This window comes from Nonomuraea sp. NEAU-A123, from assembly GCF_018603905.1.
Classification (GTDB): Bacteria; Actinomycetota; Actinomycetes; order Streptosporangiales; family Streptosporangiaceae; genus Nonomuraea.
Map to the genome: position 1 here is coordinate 133,416 of NZ_JAHFZZ010000003.1, position 23,968 is coordinate 157,383.

A 23,968-nucleotide genomic window follows, 5' to 3' on the forward strand; every position below is an offset into this window, starting at 1 on the left:
TACGCTCCGGACATGGACATCCGTCGTGCCACCCGTCCTGAGGCCGTCGAGGCGGCCGGCCACCTCTTCGACGCCGCTCCCCTGCCGGCGGCCACCGCGAGATTCCTCGCGGATGAGGGGCACCACCTGCTCATCGCCTATGTGGACGAGACCCCGGCCGGGATGATCACCGGCGTCGAGACCACCCACCCCGACAAGGGGACCGAGATGTTCCTCTACGAGCTCGGCGTGGACGAGCGTTTCCGCGGCCAAGGCATCGCCGGGTCGCTGGTCTCGACCCTGGAACGGCTCGCCCGCGAACGCGGCTGCTACGGCATGTGGACGGCCACGGGTGAGGACAACAAGGCGGCCCAGACCACGTACGGCGGAGCGGGCGGAGCACCCGAGTGGGACCAGATGGTCTACGTGTGGACGTTTGACCAGGAATAGCCATAAGCACCGCAAAAAGGGCGCGGCGTGGCACGTCGTGATCGCGGCACGCGGCACGGTAGTGTCCCCGGTGTGCGCGTTGAGATTCACGGTCATCGGGGAGCGAGGGGCCTCTGGCCCGAAAACACGCTTCCCGGGCTGAGCCGCACGATGGAGCTCGGGGTGCACGCGCTCGAGTTCGACGTCGCGCTCACCGCCGATCGGCGGCTCGTGTTGACCCACGACCTCACGGTCTCGGCCGTGACCAGTGCCGACACGCGGCCGGTCGCGAAGGACGACCCCCACTTCCCCTATGTCGGCAAGCCGATCAACTCGCTCGGGCTGGCCCAGCTACGCATGCTCGACGTGGGCGTGCGGCTGCCCCGGCACGCCGACGATCCGTTCGCGACGACGCAGCGGGCGATGCCCGAGACCAGGATGCCCACGCTGGGCGCGGTGCTCGGCCTGGTCAACGCCTACGAGGCCGAGGACGTACGGCTGCACGTCGAACTCAAGTCCGACCCGACCAGGCCGGAGCTGACGGCCGACCCCGAGCTGTTCACCGAGATGGTGCTGGAGGAGTTCGACCGGCACGGCAGGCTGGACAACGCGGCGATACTCAGCTTCGACTGGCGGATCATCGGCCACGCCGCCAGGCTGGCGCCGGGCACGCGGCGCTTCGCGCTGATCGAGCTCGACACCCTGCACTGGAACGGCCCGCTGGGCGACGACATCCCGGCCGCCGCCCGCGAGGCGGGGGCCACGACGCTGTCGCCCGAGCACGTGATGGTCAACGAGGACCTGATGGCCCAGGTGGCCGCGGCCGAGTTGGACGTCGCGGTCTGGACCGTCAACGACAAGGCGCTGGCGGGCCGGATGCTGGACCTTGGGGTGTCGGGGATCGTCACCGACTACCCCGATCGGATGCGCGAGCTGTGGCGGGAGCGCGGGCTGCGACTGCCCGACCCCGTCGGGCCGCTCAGGCGGCCCGTGGGGGTCTGAGAACCTTCTAGAGCCAGCCGTTGCGGCGGAAGCCCCGGTGCAGCAGGACGCAGGTCGTGATCATCACGGCGAGCACGGCCGGATAGCCCCATACCTGGTTGGTCTCCGGCATGAAGTCGAAGTTCATGCCGTAGATCCCGGCGATCATCGTGGGCACGGCCATGATGGCCACCCAGGACGAGATCTTGCGCATGTCCTCGTTGGCCAGCGCGTTCGAGCGGGCCAGCGCCGCCTGCAGGATCGAGCTGCACAGCTCGTTCGACGATTCGACCTGCTCGCACACGCGGGAGAGGTGGTCGCCGACGTCGCGGAAGTATTCGCGCATCTCCGACGGGATCACCCGGCGCTGCGGCAGCGCGGCCAGCGGCGCCTGGAGCGGCGTGACCGCCCGCTTCAGCTCCAGCATCTCCCGCTTGAGCTGGTAGATGCGGTTGATGTCGCGGGAGCTGACGTCGGCGAAGACGGTCGCCTCGACCTCTTCGAGCTCGAGCTGCATGAGGTCGGCGACCTGCAGGTAACGGTCGACGACGTGGTCGGCGATGGCGTGCAGCACGCCCGCCGGGCCGCGGTCCATCAGCTTGGGCTTGTCCTCGAGCCGCTCGCGCACCTCGGTGAGGGGACAGTGCCGGCCATGTCGTACGGTCACCACGAAGTCGACGCCGAGGAACACCATGATCTCGCCCGTGGCGATGATCTCGCTGGTGGCGGTCAGCTCGTCGTGGTCCAGGTAGGCGATGGACTTGAGCACCATGAACAGGGAGTCGCCGTAGCGCTCGACCTTGGGGCGCTGGTGGGCTTTGACCGCGTCCTCGACGGACAGCGGGTGCAGGCCGAACACGCCGGCCAGCCACTCGACCTCGGGGGCGGCGGGCTCGTGCAGGCCGACCCAGACGAACGCCTTGGCGCCGTCGGAGTGGCTGTTGTGCTCGCGGACCAGGTCGAGCGACTCCTCGATGCCCGCGGCGTCGACCTTCTTGCCCTTGATGTAGGCGCCGAACTCGACGATGGAGTCAATGGGAGGCACGCAGCTCTCACGTACCGGCTTGGTGAGCGGGCGCGAGACATGCGGCTGCTGTACAGGGTGACGGGTGGTGCGACGGAAAAGCGTGGACGAGCGCATGGCAGTCCCTTTCCGCCCGACCTGGCACGCTCCACGCGCGACGAAAAGTCACCTCAATCAAGGAAAAAGCGTGGAGGCACGATCAGGCTGCCGGATTGGAGTGGTCGGGGGCATACACGGTGTACGTGGGTGAGCACGTACTGCTGGGATCACCAGGTTTCATCCCGGACCACCTCCAATCACAAGAGATGCCACAAAGCCGCCCCAAGTTACCACAGGCGGGATGGACCAGACCGACGATACTCTCTGGCCCGCCGTCAGATCAGGTAGAACTCCACAAAGATTCCCGCCTATTCCCACATTTCGAGTGCCCGGGCCGGTCTGTCGCGGGTGCGACGGGAAGCCGTGCGGCCGTCCCTGCCACAATGGGGCGGTGCGCGTTCTAGTCATCGGATCCGGCGGGCGTGAACACGCCCTGTGCCGCTCACTCATGCTCGATCCCCAGGTCACCGAGCTCCACAGCGCCCCCGGCAACGCGGGCATGGCGGAGATTTCGACCACGCATCCGGTCACGGCCACCGACCCCGGCCAGGTGACCGAGCTGGCCGTGCGGCTCGCCGCCGACCTGGTCGTGGTGGGCCCCGAGGCGCCCTTGGTGGCGGGCGTGGCCGACGCGGTGCGCGCCGCGGGCATCGCCTGCTTCGGGCCCTCGGGCGAGGCCGCGATGATCGAGGGTTCCAAGGCGTTCGCCAAGGAGGTCATGACGGCGGCCGACGTCCCCACGGCCAGGGCGCGGGCCTGCGTCACGCCTGAGGAGGCGGCCCGGGCCCTCGACGAGTTCGGCGCCCCGTACGTGGTCAAGGACGACGGGCTGGCCGCGGGCAAGGGCGTGGTCGTCACCGGCGACCGGGAGCAGGCGCTCGCGCACGCGGCGGCGTGCGAGCGGGTGGTGATCGAGGAGTTCCTCGACGGACCCGAGGTCTCGCTGTTCGCGCTCTGCGACGGCACGACGGCCGTGCCGCTGCAGCCCGCCCAGGACTTCAAGCGGGCCTACGACGGCGACGAAGGGCCCAACACCGGCGGCATGGGCTCCTACACGCCGCTCACCTGGGCGCCGGAAGGGCTCACCGAGCAGGTGATGCGCGAGGTCGTCCATCCCACGATCGACGAGCTGGCCCGGCGCGGCTGCCCGTTCCAGGGCGTTCTGTACGTGGGCCTGGCCCTGACCGCGAAGGGGCCGAAGGTGATCGAGTTCAACGCGCGCTTCGGCGATCCGGAGACCCAGGTGGTGCTCGACCGCCTGGAGACGCCGCTGGCCGGGCTGCTGACGGCGTGCGCCACCGGGCGGCTGAGTGAGCATCCGGCGCCGGTGTTCCGCGGGGGGTCGGCGGTCGCCGTGGTCGTCGCGGCCGAGCACTACCCGGACGCCCCGGTGAAGGGCGACGTCATCGAGGGGCTCGAGCCCACCGCCGGCGCCTACGTCCTCCACGCCGGCACGAGACTGGCCGACGGCAAGGTGCTCTCCGACGGCGGGCGGGTGCTCAACGTGGTCGGCACCGGCCCCGACCAGGAGACGGCCCGCCAGAACGCCTACGAGCTGGTCTCCCGGGTACGGTTGCGCGGCTCGCACCACAGGACGGACATCGCCCGATGAAGCACCTGCACGCCGGCAAGATTCGCGACCTCTACCAGACCGACGACGGACTCCTGCTGATGGTCGCCTCCGACCGGATATCGGCCTTCGACCACATACTGGAGCCCGAGATCCCCGACAAGGGGGCCATCCTCACGCAGATGTCGCTGTGGTGGTTCGACCGGCTCTCCGACGTGGTGCCCAACCACATCGCGGGGCCGGGGCCCGACTCCCGCAGCATGCTGTGCAAGCCGCTGTCGATGGTGGCCGTCGAGTGCGTGGCGCGCGGTTACCTGACCGGCTCGGGCCTGATCGACTACCGGCGCGACGGGGCGGTCTCGGGGGTACGGCTGCCGCCGGGCCTCGAAGACGGGTCCCGGCTGCCCGAGCCGATCTTCACGCCCTCGACGAAGGCCCCGGTCGGGCAGCACGACGAGCCGATCTCCTTCGAGCGGGTCGTCGGCGACGTGGGCGCGGAGACGGCCGAGGCACTCCGCCAGATCACGCTGGCCGTCTACACCCGCGGCGCCGAGATCGCCCGCGAGCGGGGCATCATCCTGGCCGACACCAAGATCGAACTGGGCCGCGACGCCGATGGCGTACTCACGCTGGGGGACGAGGTCCTTACGCCCGACTCGTCACGATTCTGGCCCGCTGACGCGTGGCAGCCCGGACGCACACAACCGTCCTTTGATAAGCAATATGTTAGGGATTGGTTGCTCTCGCCCGAATCGGGATGGGACAAAGACTCCGGAACTCCCCCGCCTCGCCTTCCGGATAAGGTGGTAGAGCAGACCAGACAGCGTTATCTGGAAGCGTACGAGCGCATCACCGGAGCTCCCTTTAGCGGATGATTCGGCTGGGGCAGGCGTGGTTAGCGGCTACTCTTGGCCGGTCTAGCCAGACCGAGACCTCCGAGGAGCCGCACGAATGGTCCGTTACCGCGTGCGCGGTGGCAACCCACTGCGTGGAACCGCCTTCATCCAGGGCGCGAAGAACGCCGTGCTGCCCATGATCGGTGCGGCTCTGCTGGCCGCCAACGGCCGCACCGTCCTGCGCAATGTGCCGATCATCGAGGATGTGCGGCGGGCGGTGGAGCTGGCGGAGTCCGTCGGCGCCTACGTCGAGCTGCACGAGGCAGAGCGCACGCTGGTAATCGACGCCTCCCGGCTGACCAGCGCGGTGCTGCCCGCCGACATCGCCAGGCGCTTCCGCGGCTCGGTCCTGTTCACTCCCGCCCTGCTGCATCGGCTGGGCGAGGCGATCGTGGAAGGGGTCGGCGGCTGCAATCTCGGCAGCCGCAACCTCGACTTCCACTATCTCGGCTACAAGCGGCTGGGCGCGGTCGTCGACGAGGGCGAGACGGTCATCCACGTCAAGGCGTCCGGCCTGACCGGCGCGACCCTCTACCTCGACACCCCCTCGCACACCGGCACCGAGAACCTCATCATGGCCGCCTCTCTGGCCAAGGGCATCACCGTCATCGAGAACGCGGCGCTGGAGCCCGAGGTGCTCGACGTCATCGACATGCTCACCAAGATGGGCGCGCGCATCAGCGGCGGCGGCACCGGCTTCATCACCGTCGAGGGCGTCGACGAGCTGCACGCCGTCGAGCACACCGTGATGCCCGACCGGCTCGACGCCGGTGTGTTCGCGATGGGCGCGGCGATCACCGGCGGCGACCTCAGCCTCGTCGGCACCGGCCTCGACCTGGGTGTGGTCCGCTACAAGCTGGAGCAGATGGGCGTCGACTTCGCCCGGCCCGGCGCGGTCCTGCACGTACGGTGCGAGCGGCCGCTGCGGCCGATCAACATCATCACCGACACCTACCCGGGCTTCGCCACCGACCTCCAGTCGCCGATGATGACGGTCGCCGCCCTGGCCGATGGCACCAGCTACATCCACGAGCGCATCTTCGACGGCCGCTTCGCGCTGGCCGGCGAGCTGAACAAGATGGGCGCCGACGTGGAGGTCGAAGGCAGCAGGGCCATCGTCAGGGGCGCGACCCCGCTGAAGGGCACCCGCGTGACAGCGCACGACCTGCGTTCCGGTATCGCGCTGGTGCTCGCGGGACTGGCCGCCGAAGGCGAGACCGTCATCGAGTCCGGTTACCTCATCGACCGCGGGCACGCGCATCTCGCCGATCGAATGCGGGCACTCGGGGCGGACATTACACAAGAGATTTCCGAACGCTAAAAAACGTTAGGAATACCTCGTTGAGCTGCTGATATACCTTCTCAGCCAGTCAAGCAGAACGGCTTTCCGGAAAAGTCGGGCGTGACATTATGGTCCCCGCGAGCGATCGTTCCAAAAGAGAGCACTGCAACAGACAGCAGGATGGGACGAACATTGGTCGAGAGGGCCGAAGAAACTCCCCGAGTGTCACGCCCGGGTGCCATGACACCGGACCTCACCATTGGTGTGGTCGGACCCCACGATCTGGTCGAGCGGGTCATGCTAATGGGACACGCTGCTGCGCCACTTCCGTGCCGCCTTGTGGCGGCCGCCTACCGCGATGAGCAGGAGGCGCCCGACAAAGTGACGCGGCTCGGTCCCGGCGTGGACGCATGCCTTTTCGCCAGCCCGGTCCCCTACGACCTGGCCAGGCGCTCAGGTGTGCTGACGATGCCCGCGACCTACGTGCAGCTCGGCGGGGCGGCGCTGGTCGCCGCGCTGGCCAAGGCGGCGCTGGATCCGCGCATCGACCCGCAGCGGGTGAGCATTGACGTGGTCGCCAGGGCAGACGTCGAAGAGGCGTACACAGACCTCGGGATAGCCGCAACGGAAGTACACAGCCGCGACGAGCCGGGCGCCACCGGCACGATCGCGGCCTACCACGAACGCCTGGCCCGGCAGGGATCCACCACCGGCGCGCTCACGTGCCTGCCGGCGGTCGCCGAACGCCTTCAAGCGTCCGGCGTCCCGGCCATCAGGATCAGGCCGACCTCCGCGGCCGTGCGCACCGCGCTGCACACCGCAGCGCTGCTCGGTGCACACCACCGCCTGGAGGAATCTCAGCTCACCGTGGTACTGGTCGAGGTGCCGACGCTACGCGAGCCGGTACGCCGCGCCGCGCCACGTTACTGGCGCGACGAGCTCCGGCTCTCGCTGCACCGGCTGCTCGTCCAGGAGGCGAACCGCATCAACGCCACCGTCTGGCCGATCGACGATCACAGCTATCTGGTCACCGCGACCAGGGGCTCGATCGCCGCCGCGACCGACGGGTTCAGGGTGTTGCCGTTCGCCGCCAGGATCCGCGACGAGCTGGGTCTGGCGGTCGAGGTCGGCGTGGGCATGGGACGCACCACCCACGACGCGGAGTCGCACGCGCGGGCGGCGCTGGCGCGTACGCAGGCGGGTAAACAGGCCCAGGGCTTCGCCGTGGACCGCGAGGGCCGAGCCCTCATCCCGGCTCCGCGGATGCCGCCTCAGGGCTCCACCGCGCTCAAACCCAAGGGCGTGGAGGTGCTGGCCCGGCTCGCCGCCAAGCTGGAGGGCGGCGACACCGTGGTGGACGCGGAGGGCGCGGGAAAGATGCTCGGGGTGACGCCGCGTACGGCTCGGCGGTTGCTGCGCACGTTGGTCGACGAGGGACTCGCGTGGCCGCTGCCGCCCAACCGTACGCCTCAACCGGGCCGGCCGCGCCAGCTTTACCGCCTCATCGTGGAGAAGCTCGGGCCTCGCTGACCGCCCCCTGATACGGGTCCGCCGTCCCCCCTTCCCCTTTCCTGGGGCGGCGGGCCCCCGACCCGTTTTATCCGGCGTTTTTGACGCGGGTGAACTTGGGATTGACCGCGATCGAAGGGGGTATGTATTGCGACGCCCCCGATCGACGGGATTCGGACGGGGGCACCAAAATTTCCTCGTTCAGCAGCCGCAGGCGATGCCCTCTTCCGGGGCGGTGAGCGGGTCCACGCGGTGGCGGGTGACGCCTGACGCGGTCTCCACCGGGAAGCCTTCCCTGGCCCAATACTCGAAGCCACCCAGCATTTCCTTGACCTGGTAGCCGAGCCTGGCGAATTCCAAGGCCGCTCGGGTGGCGCCGTTGCAGCCGGGCCCCCAGCAGTACGTCACCACTGTCGCGTCCCTGGGGATCGTCGCGGGCGCGCGGGTAGCGATCTCGGCGGTGGGAAGATGGACGGCGCCCTGGATGTGGCCCTGGTCCCAGCTCTCCCGGCTGCGGGAGTCGATCACGACGATGGCCTGGGCGGCCAGGTCGGCGGCCACGTCGGAGACGTCGGTCTCGAAGGTCAGGCGGGCGGAGAAGTGGGCCACGGCTGCTGCAGGTCCTGACATTTCGCGATATTTCCCTTCTTGGGCGCGTTGATGCGACCGATGTTGCCAGGCGACCAGAAGGCTAGAAAGTGGCGTGAAAGCCCACTATCGTTAACATTCCGCCACCCCCTAGCGAGGTCCGATACCCGCAGGCGTTTTGTCGGGAGCGACCGCTATTGTCAGGAGCTATGGCATCGAACACCCCTGACCACCGCTCTCCGCTCCTCGTCTGGGGCGCACTGGTCATCGTCTACGTGGTGTGGGGATCGACGTACCTCGGCATCAAGATCACCGTCGAGACCGTGCCGCCGATGCTCAGCGGGGCAATGCGGTTCGTGACGGCGGCGCTGATCCTCGCCGGGGTGCTGATCGCCCGCAAGGGCTGGGCTCCGTTCCGGATGACCCGGTCCCAGTTCGGCGGGGCCGCGCTGGTGGGGCTGCTGCTTCTGACCAGCGGCAACGGCATGCTGGCCATAGCGGAGCAGCACGTGTCCAGCGGACTGGCCGCGCTGCTCGTCGCCTCCGTGCCGCTCTGGCTGGTGGTGTTCCGGATCGTGGTCAGGGACCGTCCGAAAGTGCTGACGCTGGCCGGCGTGCTGGTCGGGTTCGGCGGCGTGGCGGCCCTGTCGCTGAACGGCGGCGGCGGGCCGGCGAGCACCACCGGGATCGTGGTGGTCCTGGTGGCGTCGCTGTCGTGGTCGATCGGGTCGTTCCTGTCGGCACGGATCCCGATGCCGGCCAACCCGTTCGCGGCCAGCACGGTCGAGATGCTGGTCGGCGGGGCCGGGCTGGCCGTCACGGGACTGTCGGTGGGCGAACGGTTCGACGTCACGGCCGTCTCCGGGCGGTCATTGGCCGCGCTGACCTACCTGATCCTGGTCGGGTCGCTGGTCGGGTTCACCGCCTTCACCTGGCTGCTCACCAACGCGCCGATCTCGCTGGTGTCGACCTACGCGTACGTGAACCCCGCTGTGGCGGTGCTCCTCGGCGCGCTCATCGTGAACGAGCACGTGACCTCGCAGATCGTGCTGGGCGGGGTGGTGATCCTGCTGGGCGTCGCCCTCGTGGTGTCCACGGAGCGACGGTCCAAACCAGTACGACCCACGCCGGAAGAGGTCAGGGTCTAGAAGGCGTTGAGGATCGGGACGAGATACTCCTCCTCGTAGTCGAGGTGCGCCTCCAGCTCGGTCGTGAGCCGTTCCACCTCCGCGAGCACCCGATCGGCGGCCACATCCGGCTCGCTGTCCGCCAGTAGCCGCTGGAGCTCGCCGAGGAGCCGGGCGACCGTCTCGTGCTCGTCACGCAGCCGGTCCATGACCGGGCCGAGCTCGGGATACTGCCCTTCGACCCCGGGGAACATCCTCGCGTCCTCGATGGCGTGATGGTGATGGAGGCCCTGGCACAGGGTCAGGCAGTTGACGCGCAACTGCACGCCCAGCCCGCCGGTCCCGGACGCGGCGACCTCCTTGCGGATCAGCCGCAGCTCCCGGCGGAACGCGTCGTGGACCGCCACCAGCATGTCACCCCCTCGGCCGGCGTTCGGAGCACCGCCGCCGAGCGGGGTCAGCGCGACCACAGGGATGACCCGGCTCGTCTTCGCCTGGTAGGCGGCCCAGCCCGGATCCAGCTCGACCGCACGGGCGAAGGCGCTGTCGCGCTCCTCGCCTTCCAGGACGACCGCCTCCGCCTGGTAGGTGAAGACGCCGTCCTCCACCTTCACCCTCGGCTCGGCGAGCAGGTTGTGGTACCAGGCCGGGTGCCTGAGCGCCCCGCCGGCGGAGGCGATGATCAGCATCCGGCCGCCGTCCGGCAGGTAGCCGACAGGGGTGGTGTGGCCGGCCCCGGTCCGGGCGCCGGTGGTCGTCAGAAGGAGCAACCGGGCGCCGTCGAACATGGCGACCTGTCCCTGGTTGGCGCGGAACTCGTCGATGATCTGCTGATTGAAGTCTTGGGGCATGCTCTGCTTGCTCTCCAGATGTGAAAGTCACGGGGTTGGCCATGCGGGGGCGCACGGCACGCCGTACCGGCCTCGGGCGGAGAGCCTCGATGAGCACGCGGAAAGGGGACGGTCAGGCGATCGCCGGACCGTCGGGCAGCACAGGGTTTCGCGTGCGACGGTGGTGCGGGGCACCACCGGGCGCGGGGACGACGCGCGGGCGCGCGATCAGATCAGGCGCTGCCTGTGAAGTGAGAAGTCACGACATCATCCCCTACAACCGGTGCCTCCATGCCGCCGACGTCCTCCGGCCGGCGACACGCGACAAGAGCCCAATTACAGGGCCCAACCCCACAAAATGTCAACTCGCCTTGAAAGCCGCCGCGGCCGCGAGGAACGCGTCGTTCGCCTCCGGATCGCCGATCGACACGCGGGCGCCCTCCCCCGCGAACGGCCGCACCGCCACGCCCTCGGCCGCGCACGCCGCCGCGAAGTCGAGCGTGCGGTCGCCGAGGCGCAGCCAGACGAAGTTCGCCTCGGTCAGGGGGACCGTCCAGCCCTGGGCGATGAGCGACTCGCGTACCCGGGTCCGCTCCTTGACCACCGTGTCGACCCGCTCCAGCAGCTCGTCCTCCGCGCGCAGGGAGGCGATCGCCGCGATCTGCGCGAGGTGGTTGACGGCGAACGGGATGATCGTCTTCCGTACGGCCGACGCCACCGGCTCGTGCCCCACCACGTAACCGACCCGCAGCCCCGCCAGCCCGTACGCCTTGGAGAAGGTCCGCAGGACGCAGACGTTCGGCCGGTCGCGGTAGAGGGTGAGGCCGTCGGGCACGTCCTCGTCGCGCACGTACTCGCGGTAGGCCTCGTCCAGCACCACCAGCACGTCCTCGGGCACCCGGTCGAGGAAGGCCACCAGCTCGGCCTCGCGGATCGCGGTGCCGGTGGGATTGTTGGGATTGCAGACGAGGATCATGCGCGTCCGGTCGGTGATCGCCTCGGCCATGGCGTCCAGATCGTGGTCCTCACCGGCCAGCGGCACCCTGACGGACTCCACCCCGGCCAGGTCGGCCAGCAGCGGGTACGCCTCGAACGACCGCCACGCGTAGATCACCTCACCGCCCGGCTCCCCCACGGCCTCGAACAACTGCTGCGCCACGGTGACGGACCCCGCGCCGAGCGCGATGTGCTCGGCCGGCACCCCGAACCGCTCCGCGATGGCCTCGGTCAACTTGATCGCCCCCGGGTCGGGGTAGCGATTGACCTGCCGCGCCCCTTCGGCGATCGCCTCGACCACGGACGGCAACGGGTCGTAGGGCGACTCGTTGGAGGAGAGCTTGTACGAGCGGCCGTCAACGGTGCTCACGGCCTTACCCGGCTTGTACGCCGGCATGGTGTCCAGAATCGCGCGGAAACGAGGCATGGCATCACCCTAAAAGAAGCCGCCCGGCATGGCAGCACCGGGAGGTCCGGTCGTTACTCCTTCAAGGAGCGCAGCATCGGGGGGTGGAGGAGTTCGGCGGGGCCGCGGCGGTGGAGTTTGGCCGGGCGGCCGCCGTCGCGGGTGGTGGTGGCGCCGGTCTCCACCAGGAAGCCCTCCGCCTTGGTGACCTTGCGGTGGAAGTTGCGGGGGTCCAGGGAGCGGCCCCAGACGATCTCGTACACGCGCCGCAGGTCCGCCACCGTGAACTCCGGGGGGCAGAAGGCGGCGCCCAGCGAGGTGTACTCCAGCTTCGCCCGCGCCCGTTCGATGCCGTCCTGCATGATGCGGCGGTGGTCGAAGGCCATCACCGACAGGGTGTCGACGGGCTGCCAGCTCATGTGGGCCTTCTCCGAGGCCGGGAGGTCGGGGGCGAGGCCCAGGTAGGCGACGCTGACCACGCGCTGGCGGGGGTCGCGGTCCGGGTAACCGTACGTCTGGAGCTGCTCCAGGTGCACCGGGGCGCCGGGGAGGCCGGCGCGTTCGGCCAGGATGCGCTGGGCCGCCGCCGGAAGGTCCTCGTCGAGCTGGATGAAGCCGCCGGGCAGCGACCAGCGTCGCAGGAAGGGGGGATTGTCCCGGCGCCACACGAGCGCGCTCAGGGCCTGGCAGCGCACGGTGAGCACGACCAGGTCGACGCTGACCGGGATGCTCGGGACCATGGCAGGCACGTTACACGCCGAGCGGTCCGAGGCGGCCGAAGCGCCGGGAGCGGTCACGCCACGATGCGAACGTGGAGTGGCTCGGTGGTGGCCTTGCCCGAGGGGAGCCGCACGCCGACCTTGACCCACTCGTCCGGCGGCACCTGGGTCCAGTCGAACGGCACCCAGGCCGTCTGCATGCCCTCCGGCAGGTCCTCCAGCGGGTCCTCGTCGAGCCAGCCCACCGCGGAGACCACCAGCTCCTTCAGCTCGTCCCCGTACTGGACGGTGATCGTGCCGTCCTTGAGGTTGTAGCCGCGCACCTCCATGCCGTCCTGGATGTCGCGGGAGCGCCGGATGGCGTCCACCGCGATCGGCCGCTGCCAGTCCTTGGTGATCTCCGTCTCCAGCGAGGGGGAGCCGCAGGTCATGAAATCGCTCCACATGTAGGAGACGATTTTCTGAACGTAGCGGCCGGCCATCGTGACGGCCTGGTCGAGGCGTTCCTTGTCGGTCTTGCCGCGGGTGCCCTGCGGGGCGCACGGGTGGTCGCCCGAGGGCTCGAACGCCTCGACGTTCGCCCAGAGCTGCACGTCGTAGCCCGCCTGGAGCATCTGCTCACGGGCCGTGGACATCTCGCGGTAGTAGTCGCGGGTCGAGCCGTGGTAGGCCGTGCCGTACGTGGTCTCGCCGACGACGGGGCGCAGCCGCGCGTCCACCTCGGTGTCGCGTTGGTCGGGCCAGAACAGGCCGACCTTGCCGGTGCCGCGGCTGTCCTGCGGCGCGATGATGCCCACCCCGGTCTTGGCCAGCGCCACGAACGCCTCGGCCACCTGCTTGGGCGTCTGCCCGAAGGGGACGCGCTTGCGGGCGTCGAGGTAGGGGCTGATGAGGATGGGCTTGCCCGGCAGCTCCTGCTCCACGATCTGGTGCTGCTCGGCGTACACCTTGAGGGTGGGGTTGTCGGCGAGCGTGTCGGCCATCTGCACCTCGAACGGCTGGTAGACGCCGCCGAGCGAGGCGCGGTCGGCGAAGCGCACGCCGTAGTCCTGCAGGATACGGCGGGTCAGCGTCCTGAGCGTGTTGATGTGCTTGTCGTTGGCCTTGGTCGGGGTTTTGGGGTCGCGCGGCGCGAGCGGCATCGCCGGGAAGACCCGCACACCGAACTGGTCGCCGAGGTCGAGAAGCTGCTCCAGGCTGTCGGTGTCCGAGCCCGCGACGAGGATCAGGTCGTACGGCTTGGGCTTGGTGAAGTCGCAGGTGGCGTCGTCGGAGCCGTCCATCGGGGTGAGCATGCGGAAGTACACCCGCTTGCCCACAGTGATCTTGCGTTCCATCTGGGAGCAGCGGAACAGGGCGGGCCCGAACGACTCGTCGGTGCGATAGGCGTACGTGCGGGAGATCCGGTTCGCCGGGTTCGCCCGCTGTAGATCGCGTTCGGCCGCGTCGCGGCAGCTCAGGCCGTCTTCCACACAGTCCTTGTAGAGCGGGTCGAGCTCGCCGCCCTTGGTCTCCACGCGGCCTTCGTCGTCGGTAGTACGGAACTGCAGGCCGTAGCCGATCCTGATGACCGTGTCGCCGCCGAGGTCGTGGATGTCCTCCATCTGGTGGCGCCATGTGCAGACGTTCGACTTGGGGGTGATCCAGTAACCGGTGACGGCGTACGGGGCCTTCTCCTTGGTCTCGAACGTTCCACAGGGGTCGGTGAACTCGCTCACCTTCGGTGTGGGCTCCGTGCGGGTCGGCGTCGCCTTGACCTGCTGGCTGGCCTTCTTGGGAGGTTCGTCGTTGGGCAGCACGACGACCACGGCCGCGACGGCGGCCAGGATCGCAGCGCCGAGGAGCACAAGGAGCCAGCGCACGTGAGGAACCTACCGCCCTAATGATCTGCCGAAGATAAGCCGCTAGTTCTTGACGCCGGCCCACGATTCGAGCTGGGCCACGAACCTCTTGGCCGAGTTGGGCCAGTGGTGGTTCGCCCGGGCCGCCGCGTAGCCGCGCGCGCCCTGCGCCCGCCGCTCCCGCACGTCGTCCCGCAGCGTCAGCACGGCCTGCGCCACGGCTTTCGGGTCCTCCCACGGTACGACGACGCCGCTGTCGTACCGCTCGACCAGCTCGACCGCGCGCGGGGACGGGGTCGTGATGACCGGGATGCCGTGGGCCATGTACTCGACGATCTTCGTGGGCATCGAGTGGCGGTAGTTCGGCTCGTCGTGCAGCAGGGAGAGCCCGGCCAGCGCGCCGTCGAGCCGCTTCAGCGCCTCGTCGTTCGGCATGAAGTCGCGCCACTCCAGCAGGCCCTCCGTGACGGCCTGGTTGAGCACCGGACGGCTCTGCGGGTCGGCGTAGCCGATCAGCTCCACCGCCACCCGGTACGGCTGGAGCAACCGGGCCACTTCGACAGCGTCCATCACGCCCCGCGCCCTGGACAGCCAGCCCAGGTACACCACCCGGTCGTCGCCGGGCGGCGTGACCGAGTCGGGGACCCAGGTCTCGTTCGGCACGATCAGGTGGGCGTGCTTGAACCGGCCCGCGTAGGCCGTCTCGGCCAGCAGCAGGTGCAGGTAGCGCTCGGCCGTGCTCTCCAGCATCCGGGCGAGGAAACGCATCGGGGGACGCAGCAGCGACGGCAGCCACGGCTTGAGCGAGAGCGTCGCCGGAGTGTCCTCGTGCACGTCCCAGACCACGGGCGGGCGGTTGCGCACCCCCCAGATCGCGAACAGCAGCTCGGGGTCGTGCACCAGCACGAGATCGACCTTGCGCCGCATGCGCTTGAACAGCCTGCGGGCGGCCCAGACCGCGGCGATGCGCTTACGCTGAGCCGCCCTGGGCAGATCGACGCCGGTGACCCAAGGACGGGGTACGAGCCCGTGGGCGGTGAACGAGGCGGCATACGTGACCTCATGACCAGCATCCACGAGGGCACGGATCTGCCTATGCAGAATCCTCGCGTCCTCGGGGTTATGCACCACCGTCATGACGAGCACGTGCACTGCGCGCAACCCTCCGTCGCTACAGCCGCTCGACGCGTTCACCCTCGGTGAGAACACCGCGGGTGTCGAGCACGAGCCTGGCCTTCGCCTCGACCATGTCGAGGTCGAACGCGGCGTGCTGCTGCAGCAGCAGTGTCACGTCGGCGTCGACCACGGCCTCGGCCAGATCTTCTTCCCGTGGCACCGGAGTGCCGTCTACGGACCATTCCTGGACATACGGATCAATGAACGAAAGATCGGCGCCCAATTCCAGCAGCGCACGCGCCACCGGCAGGGCCGGGGTCTCCCGCTCATCGGCGATGTCCGGCTTGTAGGTCACGCCGAGCATAACCACCTTGGCGCCATTTACGGGCTTTTTATGCCTGTTGAGCAGACGCTGTACCCGTGCCACCACATAGGACGGCATCCGCTCATTGATCTCCTGGGCCAGCTCGACGAACCTGAACGGGTAGCCGAGCTTGCGCACCGTGTAGGACAGGTACGACGGGTCGACGGGGATGCAGTGCCCGCCGACGCCGGGACCGGGCAGGAACTTCTGGAAGCCGAACGGCTTGGTGGCCGCGGCCTCGATCGACTCCCACAGGTCGATCCCGAGCTCGTCGCAGAAGATCGCCATCTCGTTGACGAGGGCGATGTTGACGTGCCGATAGGTGTTCTCGAGCAGCTTGGCCATCTCGGCCTCGCGGGTGCCGCTGACCTGCACGACCTGTTCGATGAACTGGCCGTAGAACGCCGTCGCGCGGTCGCGGCAGGTGCTCGTGTAGCCCCCGACCACCTTGGGCGTGTTGCGCAGCCCGAACTTGGGGTTGCCCGGGTCGATGCGCTCGGGCGAGAAGGCCAGGTGGAAGTCTTCCCCCGCCACCAGACCCGAGCCCTCGAGGATCGGGCGGGCCACCTCGTCGGTGGTGCCCGGCCACGTCGTGGACTCGAGCACGACCAGCGTGCCCTTGCTCAGGTTGCGCGCGACCGACCCGGTGGCGCCCTCGACGGAGGAGAGGTCCGGACGGTGGTCCTCATCCAGCGGGGTGGGCACGCAGATGACGATCGTGTTGCTCCGGGCCAGCACGGTTTCGTCGAGCGTGGCGCTGAACCCGTTGGCCAGCATGTGCTCGAGGTCGGCGTCGGTCAGGTCATCGATGTAGGACTGTCCGGCGTTGAGCGCCTCGACCTTGCGAGGGTCCACGTCCACGCCGACGACCCGCATACCGGCGGCTACCGCCTCCTTGGCGAGCGGCATGCCGACGTAGCCCAGACCGATGACAGCCAAGTCGATTTCTGTCACAGCTGTGCCTTAGGGAGCCGGAAACAACACTTCATGGTCGCAAAGGTTATCTCAAGTCCACCTAGCTCACGCCTAATGCGACCGAACCCGTCAGAACAGACAGCCAATCCCAAGGTCATGATTCGGTAATGGATCGGTAGAGAGACCGGTAGGTTTCGGCAACGCGGCCCCAAGTACGCTTGGCGGCCACCTCGGCCCGGCCCGCCTCACCCATCGCCGCGCGCCTGGCAGGGTCCTCCCTGAGACCGGCGAGCGCCTTGGCCAGCGCGGCCGGATCGCCCGGCGGCACCAGCAGCCCGGCGCCGTCGGAACCGACCAGCTCGGACAGCGCGGGCAGGTCGCTGAGCACGACCGGCTTGCCGAGCGCCATCGCCTCGACGGGCTTCAGCGGCGTGACGAGCCGGGTCACCCGCAGGTCCTCGCGCGGGCAGGAGAAGATGTCGATGGCCGCCTGGGCCTGCAGGGCCTCATCGGGGCCCACCCGTCCCGGCAGGAGCGCGTTCGTCAGCCCCAGCTCCTCGACCAGCTCCAACAGGGCCTCACGCTCGGTGCCGTCGCCCACGATGAGCACCCGCACCGGCGAGCCCTCGTCGCGCAGCAGCGCCGCGGCCCGCAGCAGCGTCGCGAACCCCTCGTAGCCCACGATGCTGGACACCGAGCCGACGACGATCTCGTCCCGCGCGATGCCCATGGCCGACCTGAACGTCTCGCCGTCGTAGGAGGCCGTGAGCAGCGAGTCGTCGACCGCGTTGGGCGCCAGGAAGATCCGCTCTCTGGGCACGCCCCGCTCGACGATCTCCGTGGCCATCGTCTCGGCCAGCGTGACGACCGCGTCGGCCTCGCGCATCAGGAACGCCTCGCGCTCGCGCTGGAGCACGTGCCGCTGGCTGCCGATCCGGGCGGGGTCGCGGGAGGCCCAGGTCTCCTCCAGGAAGCCGCGGACCTCGTAGACGAACGGTGTGCCCGTCCGCTCTCGTACGGCGTGCGCGATGGAGCCGTTGCGGTGGTCGGTGGCGGCGTGCAGCACCTGGGGCCGGAGCTCCGTGACGAGCTTGGTGACCCCCTCGGCGCCTCTGATGATCCGCCCCCGGGTCTCGAACGGCATCTCACCGTGCCCGTCGGGCAGCAGCCGGTAGTAGGGGATCCCCTCGAGCTCCTCGAACGGCGGCGCGTCGGCGTGCCCCTGCAGCATCGGCCAGCCCCAGCTCGTCACCACGTGCGGATCCAGGCCCTTGGCCTGCTGCGCCATGACGATGCGGTGCGTACGGACCGTGTAGCCGGCCTGCGTGTACGGCAGGGCGTTGGTGACGCAGTGGAGGACCCGTCCGGCCACCCGGTCCACGACGGCCACCTTGGGGCCCGGCGGGATCGGGTCGGGGCTGATCGCGGCCAGCTCACCCCGGTAGTAGGCGGCCCTGCGCTTGACGAAGGGGTATTTGGTGTGCGCTTCGAGCACAGCCGCGGCCTCGGTGATCCGGCCCTGGTCCCAGTGCTCCTTGGCCTCGTCCCACGGCCCCTTGAGCACCCGCATGCTGAACTTGCGGACCGCGCGCCTGGCCCGGCGGGCCACCGGCCAGGCGACCTTGCCCACGACGGGTCGCAGGGCCGGCGGGAGCGACTCGGCCGCCGCCTGCGCGACGCGCACCGGATCGGCCTTCACCTTCGTCAGGACGACGCGGGAGACGATGATCGGATGCTGTACGAAGCCCCTGAGAAGGCCGCCGACACCGGCACGAGCGGACTTGGCGGATACCTTGCCGTTAGGTCTGGGAGAGTCTTCACGACTGGCGTCGGATGCCACGCGGTGACCGTACCATAGGCAGCGTTTTTTCCCTTCCGCTATGAAAGGCGAGGTCAATGAGGGAGAACCCCCTGGTCCTGCACGTTCTGGGCGCCCGTCCCAACTTCGTGAAAGCGGCCCCGGTGGTGCGAGCACTCGGTGAACTCGGCGTGCGGCAGGGCATCATCCACACCGGTCAGCACTACGACGCGCTGATGTCCGACGTGTTCTTCGCCGATCTGGGGCTCCCGGATCCGGTGGCCAACCTCGGGGTCGGCTCGGGCAGCCACGCGAAGCAGACCGCGGCGCTGCTCGTCGGCCTGGAGGAGGTCGTCCTCGAGCACGATCCCGACCTGGTGGTGGTCTACGGCGACGTGAACTCGACGCTGGCCGCGATCCTGGTCTGCGCCAAGCTGGGGATCCGCACCGCGCACGTCGAGGCGGGCCTGCGCTCCTTCGACCGGGGCATGCCGGAGGAGGTCAACAGGATCGTCACCGACTCCCTGTCGGACCTGCTCTTCGCCACCTCGCCCGACGCGCTCTCGCATCTGGCGGCCGAGGGCGTGCCCGCCGCCAAGGTGCACCTGGTGGGCAACCCCATGATCGACAGCCTCTTCTCCGCGCTGCCCTCGCTGGACCCGGCGCCCGTGGTGGCGCGGCTGGGCATACCGGCTCGTTATGCCGTGGCGACCCTGCACCGCCCGGCGAACGTGGACACCCCCGAGGCCGCCAAGGAGCTGGTCTCGGCCGTGCTGGAGGTCGCCCACCAGATCCCGATCGTGGTGCCGATCCATCCCAGGGGGCGGACCCGGCTGGCCGAGGCGGGCCTGGTCGACGGGCCCTCGGTCAAGGTCATCGAGCCGCTGGGCTACGTGGACTTCCTCTCGCTCGTCCGGGGGGCCGCGCTGGTGGTCACCGACTCGGGTGGCGTGCAGGAGGAGACGACGATGCTGGGCGTGCCGTGCCTGACGGTCCGGCCCAACACCGAGCGGCCGATCACGATCACCCACGGGACGAACCGCCTCGTCACCCCGGCCCTGCTGCCGGCCGCCGCCGGGAAGGCCCTGTCCGACGGGGCCGCGACGCCGTCGGGTGAGCTGCCGCCGCTGTGGGACGGCGCCGCCGGGCCGCGCATCGCCCGGGTCATCTCGGCCTGGCTCAAGGGGGACAACCTCTCGCCAGCCGCACAGGGTGTGCGTTCCGAATAAGCCCCTCATTCCGTACGGTCCCCGCCGTACCATGACATACCTCCGCTAAGCGATAAGGCGCGTATCCCATGGCCGAAACCCCCGAAGAGCCCACGTACCAGCGACTCGGTCCGGTGAACTGGCTGCCCGAGGAGCGCAAGCTCGTCGAGCGCTACGAGGTGGAGGTCAGGGAGCTGCGCCGCAGGCTGGAGATAGCCGAGGCCAAGGCCGCCTACGCCACCTGGAAGCTGGCGGCCACCCAGGCCAAGCGGACGTTCAAGCTGGGTGAGGCGCTGGGGTCGAAGAGTCCGGGCAAGGTGCTGGAGGCGGTCAGGTCCAAGGACCAGGCGCCCGCGGCGCCGACCCCGGTCACCGAGGCCGTCGAGACGGCCAACCACCGGCCGCCGCTGGTCGAGGTGCCGACCGTGAAGTGGCCGACCGGGCCGGTGAACCGGCCCGACCTCAAGGTGGCCGTCATCCTGGACGACTTCTCGCGGATGGCGTTCAAGTACGAGTGGGACCAGATCGAGTTCGGGCTCAAGGACTGGCCGGAGATCTTCGCCGAGAAGCGGCCCGACCTGCTGTTCTGCGAGTCGGCCTGGCACGGGAACCAGGGCCGCTGGCGCTACCAGATGACCGGGACGAACGCCCCCAAGGACCCGCTGCGCGACCTCGTGGCGTGGTGTCGTGCCGAAGGGATCCCGACGGTCTTCTGGAACAAGGAGGACCCGCCGAACTTCGAGTTCTTCATCGACACGGCCAGGCTGTTCGACTACGTGTTCACCTGCGACGGTGACATGCTGCCGAAATATCGTGAAACTCTGGGCCACGATCGGGTGGACGTGCTCCAGTTCGCCGCTCAGCCCCGCGTGCACAACCCGATCCAGCAGCGGCAGGGCCGCCTGCACGACGTCGTCTTCGCCGGCATGTACTTCCGCGACAAGCATCCCGAACGCCGCGAGCAGATGGAGACGGTCGTCGACCCGATCCGCGAGCTGGGCCTGCACATCTTCGCCCGCAACGGCGAGGTCGACGAGAAGTACGCCTGGCCGGAGAAGTACCGTCCGCACATCGTGGGCGAGCTCCCCTACGACCAGATGCTCGCGGCCTACCGCATGTACAAGGTCTTCCTCAACGTCAACTCGGTGCTCGACTCGCCCACGATGTGCGCGCGCCGCGTGTTCGAGCTGTCGGCCTGCTCGACGCCGGTCGTCTCGGGCTGGTCCCGGGCGATCGAGGAGACGTTCGGCGAGCTGCTGCCGATCGCCCGCGAGCCGGTCGAGTCGTACAACCAGGTGCTGCACCTGATCAACAGCCCGGAGCTGCGGGCCCGCATGGGGCACCTGGCGATGCGCGAGGTGTTCGACAAGCACCTGTTCACCCACCGGGTGGACCAGATACTCCAGTTCCTCGGGCGGCCCGTCTCGACGCGGCCCCGGTCGATCTCCGTGGTGCTGCCGACCAACCGGGCCGCGCAGATCGAGCACGCGATCTCCTCGGTGGCCAAGCAGATCCACCGGCCGCTGCAGCTCGTCATGGTCCTGCACGGCCTGGACATCGACCCGGTGGTGGTGGCCGACAAGGCCCGCATGGCGGGCATCTCCGACGTCGTCGTGCTGCCCGCCTCGGCCGAGCTGTCACTCGGCGCCTGCATGAACCTGGGCATCTCCGCCGCCGAAGGCGAACTGATCGCCAAGATGGACGACGACAACCTGTACGGCGAGCACTACCTGTCGGACCTGGTCAGGTCGTTCGACTACACCGACGCGGAGCTCATCGGCAAGGGCGCCCACTACGCCTACTTCGAGGGCCTCAACACCACCATGCTGCGGCTGCCGGGACTGGAGCACCGCTACTCCTTCCTCGTGCAGGGCGGGACGTTCCTTGGCAAGGCGGACATGTTCCGGTCGTACGGCTTCGCGGACATCACCCGGGGCGAGGACACGCACCTGGTCCGCAGGCTGAAGGAGGACAGCGTCAAGATCTACTCCGCGGACCGGTTCAACTTCGTCTACTGGCGCAGCGCCGACGCCGCCATGCACACCTGGCAAGCCGACCACATCAAGCTCACCCGCAACGCCCAGTTTTCCTTTGTGGGTCGGCCAGACGCGCACGTGCTTGTTTGATTTTCTTTTACGGCCAGCCCGGTGAGCCCCAAACGCCGTACGGGGCTGGGGGCTGTCCAGGGGCACGCTTCTCCGGTGGAGCGGGTTCCGCGCCGTGACGTGCGTCTTCTTGGCCGGTGGAGTTGTCGCCGCTCTCCCGCCGTTCGACTGGTCGGGCTGGGCCGCCGCAGGCCGCAGGCCGCAGGTCAGAGCGGGTAGTTCTTCAGCTTGATGGCGTTCGCTGCCTTCGTGGTCAGGTTGTTCAGCAGGCGGATCAGCACCTTCGTCGTCAGGATTCTGTAGGCGGCGTCGCGGATGGTGATTCCCCGCCGCGTCTTCGGGGCGAAGAAGCCGCCCGCGTTGCCAGCTATGCGCTGGCACGCCTTGGCGTACGGGCGGATGGCCGTCTCGTAGGCGGCGAAAGCCGCTTCGTGGTCGCCGTCGGCCGCGGCCAGTTCGCCGGCCAGGACGTAGGAGGCGATCAACGACATGCCCGCGCCCATGCCGCCCATGGTGGCGCCGTAGCCCGCGTCTCCCACCAGGGCCACTCGGCCCTTGGTGTAGTGGTCCATGTGGACCATGCTGATCGAGTCGAAATAGAAGGTGTTCGACCCGTCGAGCGCCTTCAGGTGGGTCGGCACTTCCCAGCCCATTCCCGCGCAGGCCTTCGCCACGAGTTGCTTCTGGTGGGCGATGTCCCTGTGGTGATAGGCCAGCGGCGGCGAGGTGAAGACGAGGGTGACGCCGCCGCCTTCTGGGGCGGCGTGAACCGCGGCGCCCCGGCCGGGCTCGCTGTAGATGACCGTGCGCTCCACGGGGTTCAGAAGATCCGGCACGCTGTAGAGGGCGACGTAATAGCCCGAGGACTTGACGTAGTCGTCCTCGGGGCCGAAGGCGAGGCGCCTGACGTTCGAGTGCAGGCCGTCGGCGCCGATCACCAGGTCGTAGGTGCCCTTCCTGCCGCTGTCGAGGGTGATGTCCACGCCGTCGGCGGTCTCCGTGAGCGTGGCGATCGAGCCGTCGAAGATGTACTCGGCGCGGTCCTTGGTCAGGGTGTACAGCAGGCGGCTCAGGTCGCCTCGGGCGATCTCCACGGTGCCGCCGGCGAACGAGGCGGGCAGGGACACCTTCGTGGCGCCGGTGCCGTCGATGATCTCCAGGGGGCCGGGGGCGGTCTGCCAGCGGCGGATCTCCTCCAGGATGCCCATCCGCTTCAGCATGGTCATGTGGGCGTCGCCGCGGAAGTCGACCGCCTGGCCGCCCTCGCGCAGGGCCGGGGCGCGCTCCACGACCGTGACCCGGTGGCCGGAGCGGGTCAGCCAGTAGGCGAGCGCGGGGCCTGCCAGGCTGGCGCCGGAGATCAGGATGTTCTTGCTGTTCTTGCTGTTCATCGGGGTGCTCCCTCGTCGTCGTCTTCCGATGACAGGAAGCCTCGGCGAGGGCGCGCACCGCGCACGCACCGCCCACGCACCGGCGGTCAGGGTGGTGTCAGCGGGTAATGCGGGCCAGGTTCTGGTCGGCCAGGCCGGCGAGTTCGTACAGGTCGGCGGGCTCCACCTGCTGCCCGACGACGAGCATGCTCATGATGACCTTGCCGCGCCGGATGACCACCGAGCCGACCTGCGCGTCGCTGTGGCCGCCCGACGCGGTGGTCAGGTAGGCGCGCGACTCGTCGCCCCGCCTGGGCATGTCCAGTGCGCGCGTGCGGTAGGTCACCCGCGTGCCCTGCACGACGGCCCCGTAGGCGGCGCACTGCGCGGGCAGGGGCGCGGGGAAGGCGGCCGCGGGCATCGACACCAGCGCCTGGGTGATCGAGCCGTGGTCGGAGGAGAACGCGACCACGGCGGCGGGCGCGCGGCCGACCTCGGGCTTGGCGGCGTCGAGCCGGGCGGCCCCGGCGCACTCGGGCCGGTCGAGCTTGGCCTGGCGGACGGCGTCGAGCCCCTGCTTGGTGGACTTGAGCGAGCCGAACGCCCCGATCTCCGGCCCGTACGCCAGGCTCATGCCCTTGGGGGTGGGCAGCAGGCCGGCCCGGAGCCTGGCCGCGCCGGGCGCGGGCCGGGACGGGGACGGGGACGGGGCGGCCGACGGGGGCGCGGACGGCTTCGGGGGCGCCTCCACGACCTCGTCGGCGGCACATCCCGACATGACCATCATGCTCAGACAAAGGATGGAAAAGGCCTTAA

The 23,968-nt window shown here is 69.3% G+C and carries 20 protein-coding genes; 9 read left to right on the forward strand and 11 right to left on the reverse strand.

Features of this window, described 5'->3' with window-relative positions:
• Positions 1 to 12 precede the first annotated feature (12 nt).
• Both KLK06_RS08780 and KLK06_RS08785 read left to right on the forward strand, forming a co-directional pair.
• A complete protein-coding gene (locus KLK06_RS08780; protein WP_214634850.1) occupies positions 13 to 429 on the forward strand; it encodes a GNAT family N-acetyltransferase in 417 nt (138 codons plus the stop codon).
• A 72-nt stretch (positions 430 to 501) separates the two neighbouring features.
• Positions 502 to 1,410, forward strand: coding sequence for a glycerophosphodiester phosphodiesterase family protein (locus KLK06_RS08785; RefSeq protein ID WP_214634851.1), 909 nt, complete (start codon positions 502 to 504; stop codon positions 1,408 to 1,410).
• Positions 1,411 to 1,417: 7 nt separating this feature from the next.
• Here the strand turns inward: KLK06_RS08785 and corA are convergent, their stop codons facing one another.
• Complete coding sequence (corA, locus tag KLK06_RS08790; protein ID WP_308168168.1) at positions 1,418 to 2,434, reverse strand: magnesium/cobalt transporter CorA; 1,017 nt, start codon at positions 2,432 to 2,434, stop codon at positions 1,418 to 1,420.
• Between the two features lie 469 nt (positions 2,435 to 2,903).
• On the opposite strand from corA, the gene purD reads away from it, so the two are divergent.
• The 4 genes from purD to KLK06_RS08810 all read left to right on the forward strand — a co-directional run bounded on the left by purD (position 2,904) and on the right by KLK06_RS08810 (position 7,790).
• A complete protein-coding gene (gene purD, locus KLK06_RS08795; protein WP_214634853.1) occupies positions 2,904 to 4,124 on the forward strand; it encodes a phosphoribosylamine--glycine ligase in 1,221 nt (406 codons plus the stop codon).
• The gene (locus KLK06_RS08800) at positions 4,121 to 4,957 is read left to right on the forward strand and encodes a phosphoribosylaminoimidazolesuccinocarboxamide synthase (RefSeq protein ID WP_214634854.1); all 837 of its coding nucleotides are present in this window, start codon (positions 4,121 to 4,123) and stop codon (positions 4,955 to 4,957) included. The genes purD and KLK06_RS08800 overlap by 4 nt, the downstream gene beginning before the upstream one ends.
• Positions 4,958 to 5,033: 76 nt before the next feature.
• Positions 5,034 to 6,299 carry a UDP-N-acetylglucosamine 1-carboxyvinyltransferase gene (murA, locus tag KLK06_RS08805; protein ID WP_214634855.1) on the forward strand — a complete coding sequence of 422 codons (1,266 nt, stop codon included), beginning with the start codon at positions 5,034 to 5,036 and terminating at the stop codon, positions 6,297 to 6,299.
• 201 nt (positions 6,300 to 6,500) lie between these two features.
• A complete protein-coding gene (locus KLK06_RS08810) occupies positions 6,501 to 7,790 on the forward strand; it encodes a GTP cyclohydrolase IIa (RefSeq protein ID WP_214634856.1) in 1,290 nt (429 codons plus the stop codon).
• Positions 7,791 to 7,970: 180 nt separating this feature from the next.
• Here the strand turns inward: KLK06_RS08810 and KLK06_RS08815 are convergent, their stop codons facing one another.
• Positions 7,971 to 8,399, reverse strand: coding sequence for a rhodanese-like domain-containing protein (locus tag KLK06_RS08815; RefSeq protein ID WP_214634857.1), 429 nt, complete (start codon positions 8,397 to 8,399; stop codon positions 7,971 to 7,973).
• Positions 8,400 to 8,566: 167 nt separating this feature from the next.
• Between KLK06_RS08815 and KLK06_RS08820 the strand changes: the two genes are divergently transcribed.
• Entirely contained in the window at positions 8,567 to 9,505 is a 939-nt protein-coding gene (locus KLK06_RS08820; RefSeq protein WP_214634858.1) for an EamA family transporter, read from the forward strand.
• Here the strand turns inward: KLK06_RS08820 and KLK06_RS08825 are convergent.
• The 7 genes from KLK06_RS08825 to KLK06_RS08855 all read right to left on the reverse strand — a co-directional run bounded on the left by KLK06_RS08825 (position 9,502) and on the right by KLK06_RS08855 (position 18,511).
• Positions 9,502 to 10,335 carry a nitroreductase/quinone reductase family protein gene (locus KLK06_RS08825; RefSeq protein WP_214634859.1) on the reverse strand — a complete coding sequence of 278 codons (834 nt, stop codon included), beginning with the start codon at positions 10,333 to 10,335 and terminating at the stop codon, positions 9,502 to 9,504. The genes KLK06_RS08820 and KLK06_RS08825 overlap by 4 nt on opposite strands.
• A gap of 340 nt (positions 10,336 to 10,675) precedes the next feature.
• Positions 10,676 to 11,737: a histidinol-phosphate transaminase gene (gene hisC, locus KLK06_RS08830; RefSeq protein ID WP_214634860.1), complete on the reverse strand. Its 1,062-nt coding sequence runs from the start codon at positions 11,735 to 11,737 to the stop codon at positions 10,676 to 10,678.
• A 53-nt stretch (positions 11,738 to 11,790) separates the two neighbouring features.
• A complete protein-coding gene (locus KLK06_RS08835) occupies positions 11,791 to 12,456 on the reverse strand; it encodes an NUDIX domain-containing protein (protein ID WP_214634861.1) in 666 nt (221 codons plus the stop codon).
• Between the two features lie 53 nt (positions 12,457 to 12,509).
• The gene (locus KLK06_RS08840) at positions 12,510 to 14,297 is read right to left on the reverse strand and encodes a DUF4434 domain-containing protein (protein WP_214634862.1); all 1,788 of its coding nucleotides are present in this window, start codon (positions 14,295 to 14,297) and stop codon (positions 12,510 to 12,512) included.
• Positions 14,298 to 14,339: 42 nt separating this feature from the next.
• Positions 14,340 to 15,428 (reverse strand): glycosyltransferase, encoded by a 1,089-nt coding sequence (locus KLK06_RS08845; protein ID WP_214635488.1) that lies wholly within the window; start codon positions 15,426 to 15,428, stop codon positions 14,340 to 14,342.
• A gap of 19 nt (positions 15,429 to 15,447) precedes the next feature.
• A complete protein-coding gene (locus tag KLK06_RS08850) occupies positions 15,448 to 16,710 on the reverse strand; it encodes a nucleotide sugar dehydrogenase (RefSeq protein WP_214634863.1) in 1,263 nt (420 codons plus the stop codon).
• 115 nt (positions 16,711 to 16,825) lie between these two features.
• Positions 16,826 to 18,511, reverse strand: a complete 1,686-nt coding sequence (locus KLK06_RS08855) for a glycosyltransferase (RefSeq protein WP_214634864.1) — start codon at positions 18,509 to 18,511, stop codon at positions 16,826 to 16,828.
• Between the two features lie 56 nt (positions 18,512 to 18,567).
• On the opposite strand from KLK06_RS08855, the gene wecB reads away from it, so the two are divergent.
• Both wecB and KLK06_RS08865 read left to right on the forward strand, forming a co-directional pair.
• Positions 18,568 to 19,698: a non-hydrolyzing UDP-N-acetylglucosamine 2-epimerase gene (gene wecB, locus KLK06_RS08860; RefSeq protein ID WP_214634865.1), complete on the forward strand. Its 1,131-nt coding sequence runs from the start codon at positions 18,568 to 18,570 to the stop codon at positions 19,696 to 19,698.
• A 68-nt stretch (positions 19,699 to 19,766) separates the two neighbouring features.
• On the forward strand, positions 19,767 to 21,803 hold the full coding sequence (locus KLK06_RS08865; protein WP_214634866.1) for a glycosyltransferase: 2,037 nt from the start codon (positions 19,767 to 19,769) through the stop codon (positions 21,801 to 21,803).
• Positions 21,804 to 21,988: 185 nt separating this feature from the next.
• On the opposite strand, the gene KLK06_RS08870 is transcribed toward KLK06_RS08865, so the two are convergent.
• Positions 21,989 to 23,173 (reverse strand): FAD-dependent monooxygenase, encoded by a 1,185-nt coding sequence (locus KLK06_RS08870; protein WP_214634867.1) that lies wholly within the window; start codon positions 23,171 to 23,173, stop codon positions 21,989 to 21,991.
• 97 nt (positions 23,174 to 23,270) lie between these two features.
• Entirely contained in the window at positions 23,271 to 23,930 is a 660-nt protein-coding gene (locus tag KLK06_RS08875) for a hypothetical protein (protein ID WP_214634868.1), read from the reverse strand.
• Positions 23,931 to 23,968: the final 38 nt, after the last annotated feature.

What these genes read in the sequence shown, in the direction of transcription:
- KLK06_RS08780 (WP_214634850.1), top strand. Translation starts at nt 13, where the DNA reads ATGGACATCCGTCGTGCCACCCGTCCTGAGGCCGTCGAGGCGGCCGGC.
- KLK06_RS08800 (WP_214634854.1), top strand. Translation starts at nt 4,121, where the DNA reads ATGAAGCACCTGCACGCCGGCAAGATTCGCGACCTCTACCAGACCGAC.
- murA (WP_214634855.1), top strand. Translation starts at nt 5,034, where the DNA reads ATGGTCCGTTACCGCGTGCGCGGTGGCAACCCACTGCGTGGAACCGCC.
- KLK06_RS08810 (WP_214634856.1), top strand. Translation starts at nt 6,501, where the DNA reads ATGACACCGGACCTCACCATTGGTGTGGTCGGACCCCACGATCTGGTC.
- KLK06_RS08815 (WP_214634857.1), bottom strand. Translation starts at nt 8,399, where the DNA reads ATGTCAGGACCTGCAGCAGCCGTGGCCCACTTCTCCGCCCGCCTGACC.
- KLK06_RS08820 (WP_214634858.1), top strand. Translation starts at nt 8,567, where the DNA reads ATGGCATCGAACACCCCTGACCACCGCTCTCCGCTCCTCGTCTGGGGC.
- KLK06_RS08825 (WP_214634859.1), bottom strand. Translation starts at nt 10,335, where the DNA reads ATGCCCCAAGACTTCAATCAGCAGATCATCGACGAGTTCCGCGCCAAC.
- hisC (WP_214634860.1), bottom strand. Translation starts at nt 11,737, where the DNA reads ATGCCTCGTTTCCGCGCGATTCTGGACACCATGCCGGCGTACAAGCCG.
- KLK06_RS08835 (WP_214634861.1), bottom strand. Translation starts at nt 12,456, where the DNA reads ATGGTCCCGAGCATCCCGGTCAGCGTCGACCTGGTCGTGCTCACCGTG.
- wecB (WP_214634865.1), top strand. Translation starts at nt 18,568, where the DNA reads ATGAGGGAGAACCCCCTGGTCCTGCACGTTCTGGGCGCCCGTCCCAAC.
- KLK06_RS08865 (WP_214634866.1), top strand. Translation starts at nt 19,767, where the DNA reads ATGGCCGAAACCCCCGAAGAGCCCACGTACCAGCGACTCGGTCCGGTG.
- KLK06_RS08870 (WP_214634867.1), bottom strand. Translation starts at nt 23,173, where the DNA reads ATGAACAGCAAGAACAGCAAGAACATCCTGATCTCCGGCGCCAGCCTG.
- KLK06_RS08875 (WP_214634868.1), bottom strand. Translation starts at nt 23,930, where the DNA reads ATGTCGGGATGTGCCGCCGACGAGGTCGTGGAGGCGCCCCCGAAGCCG.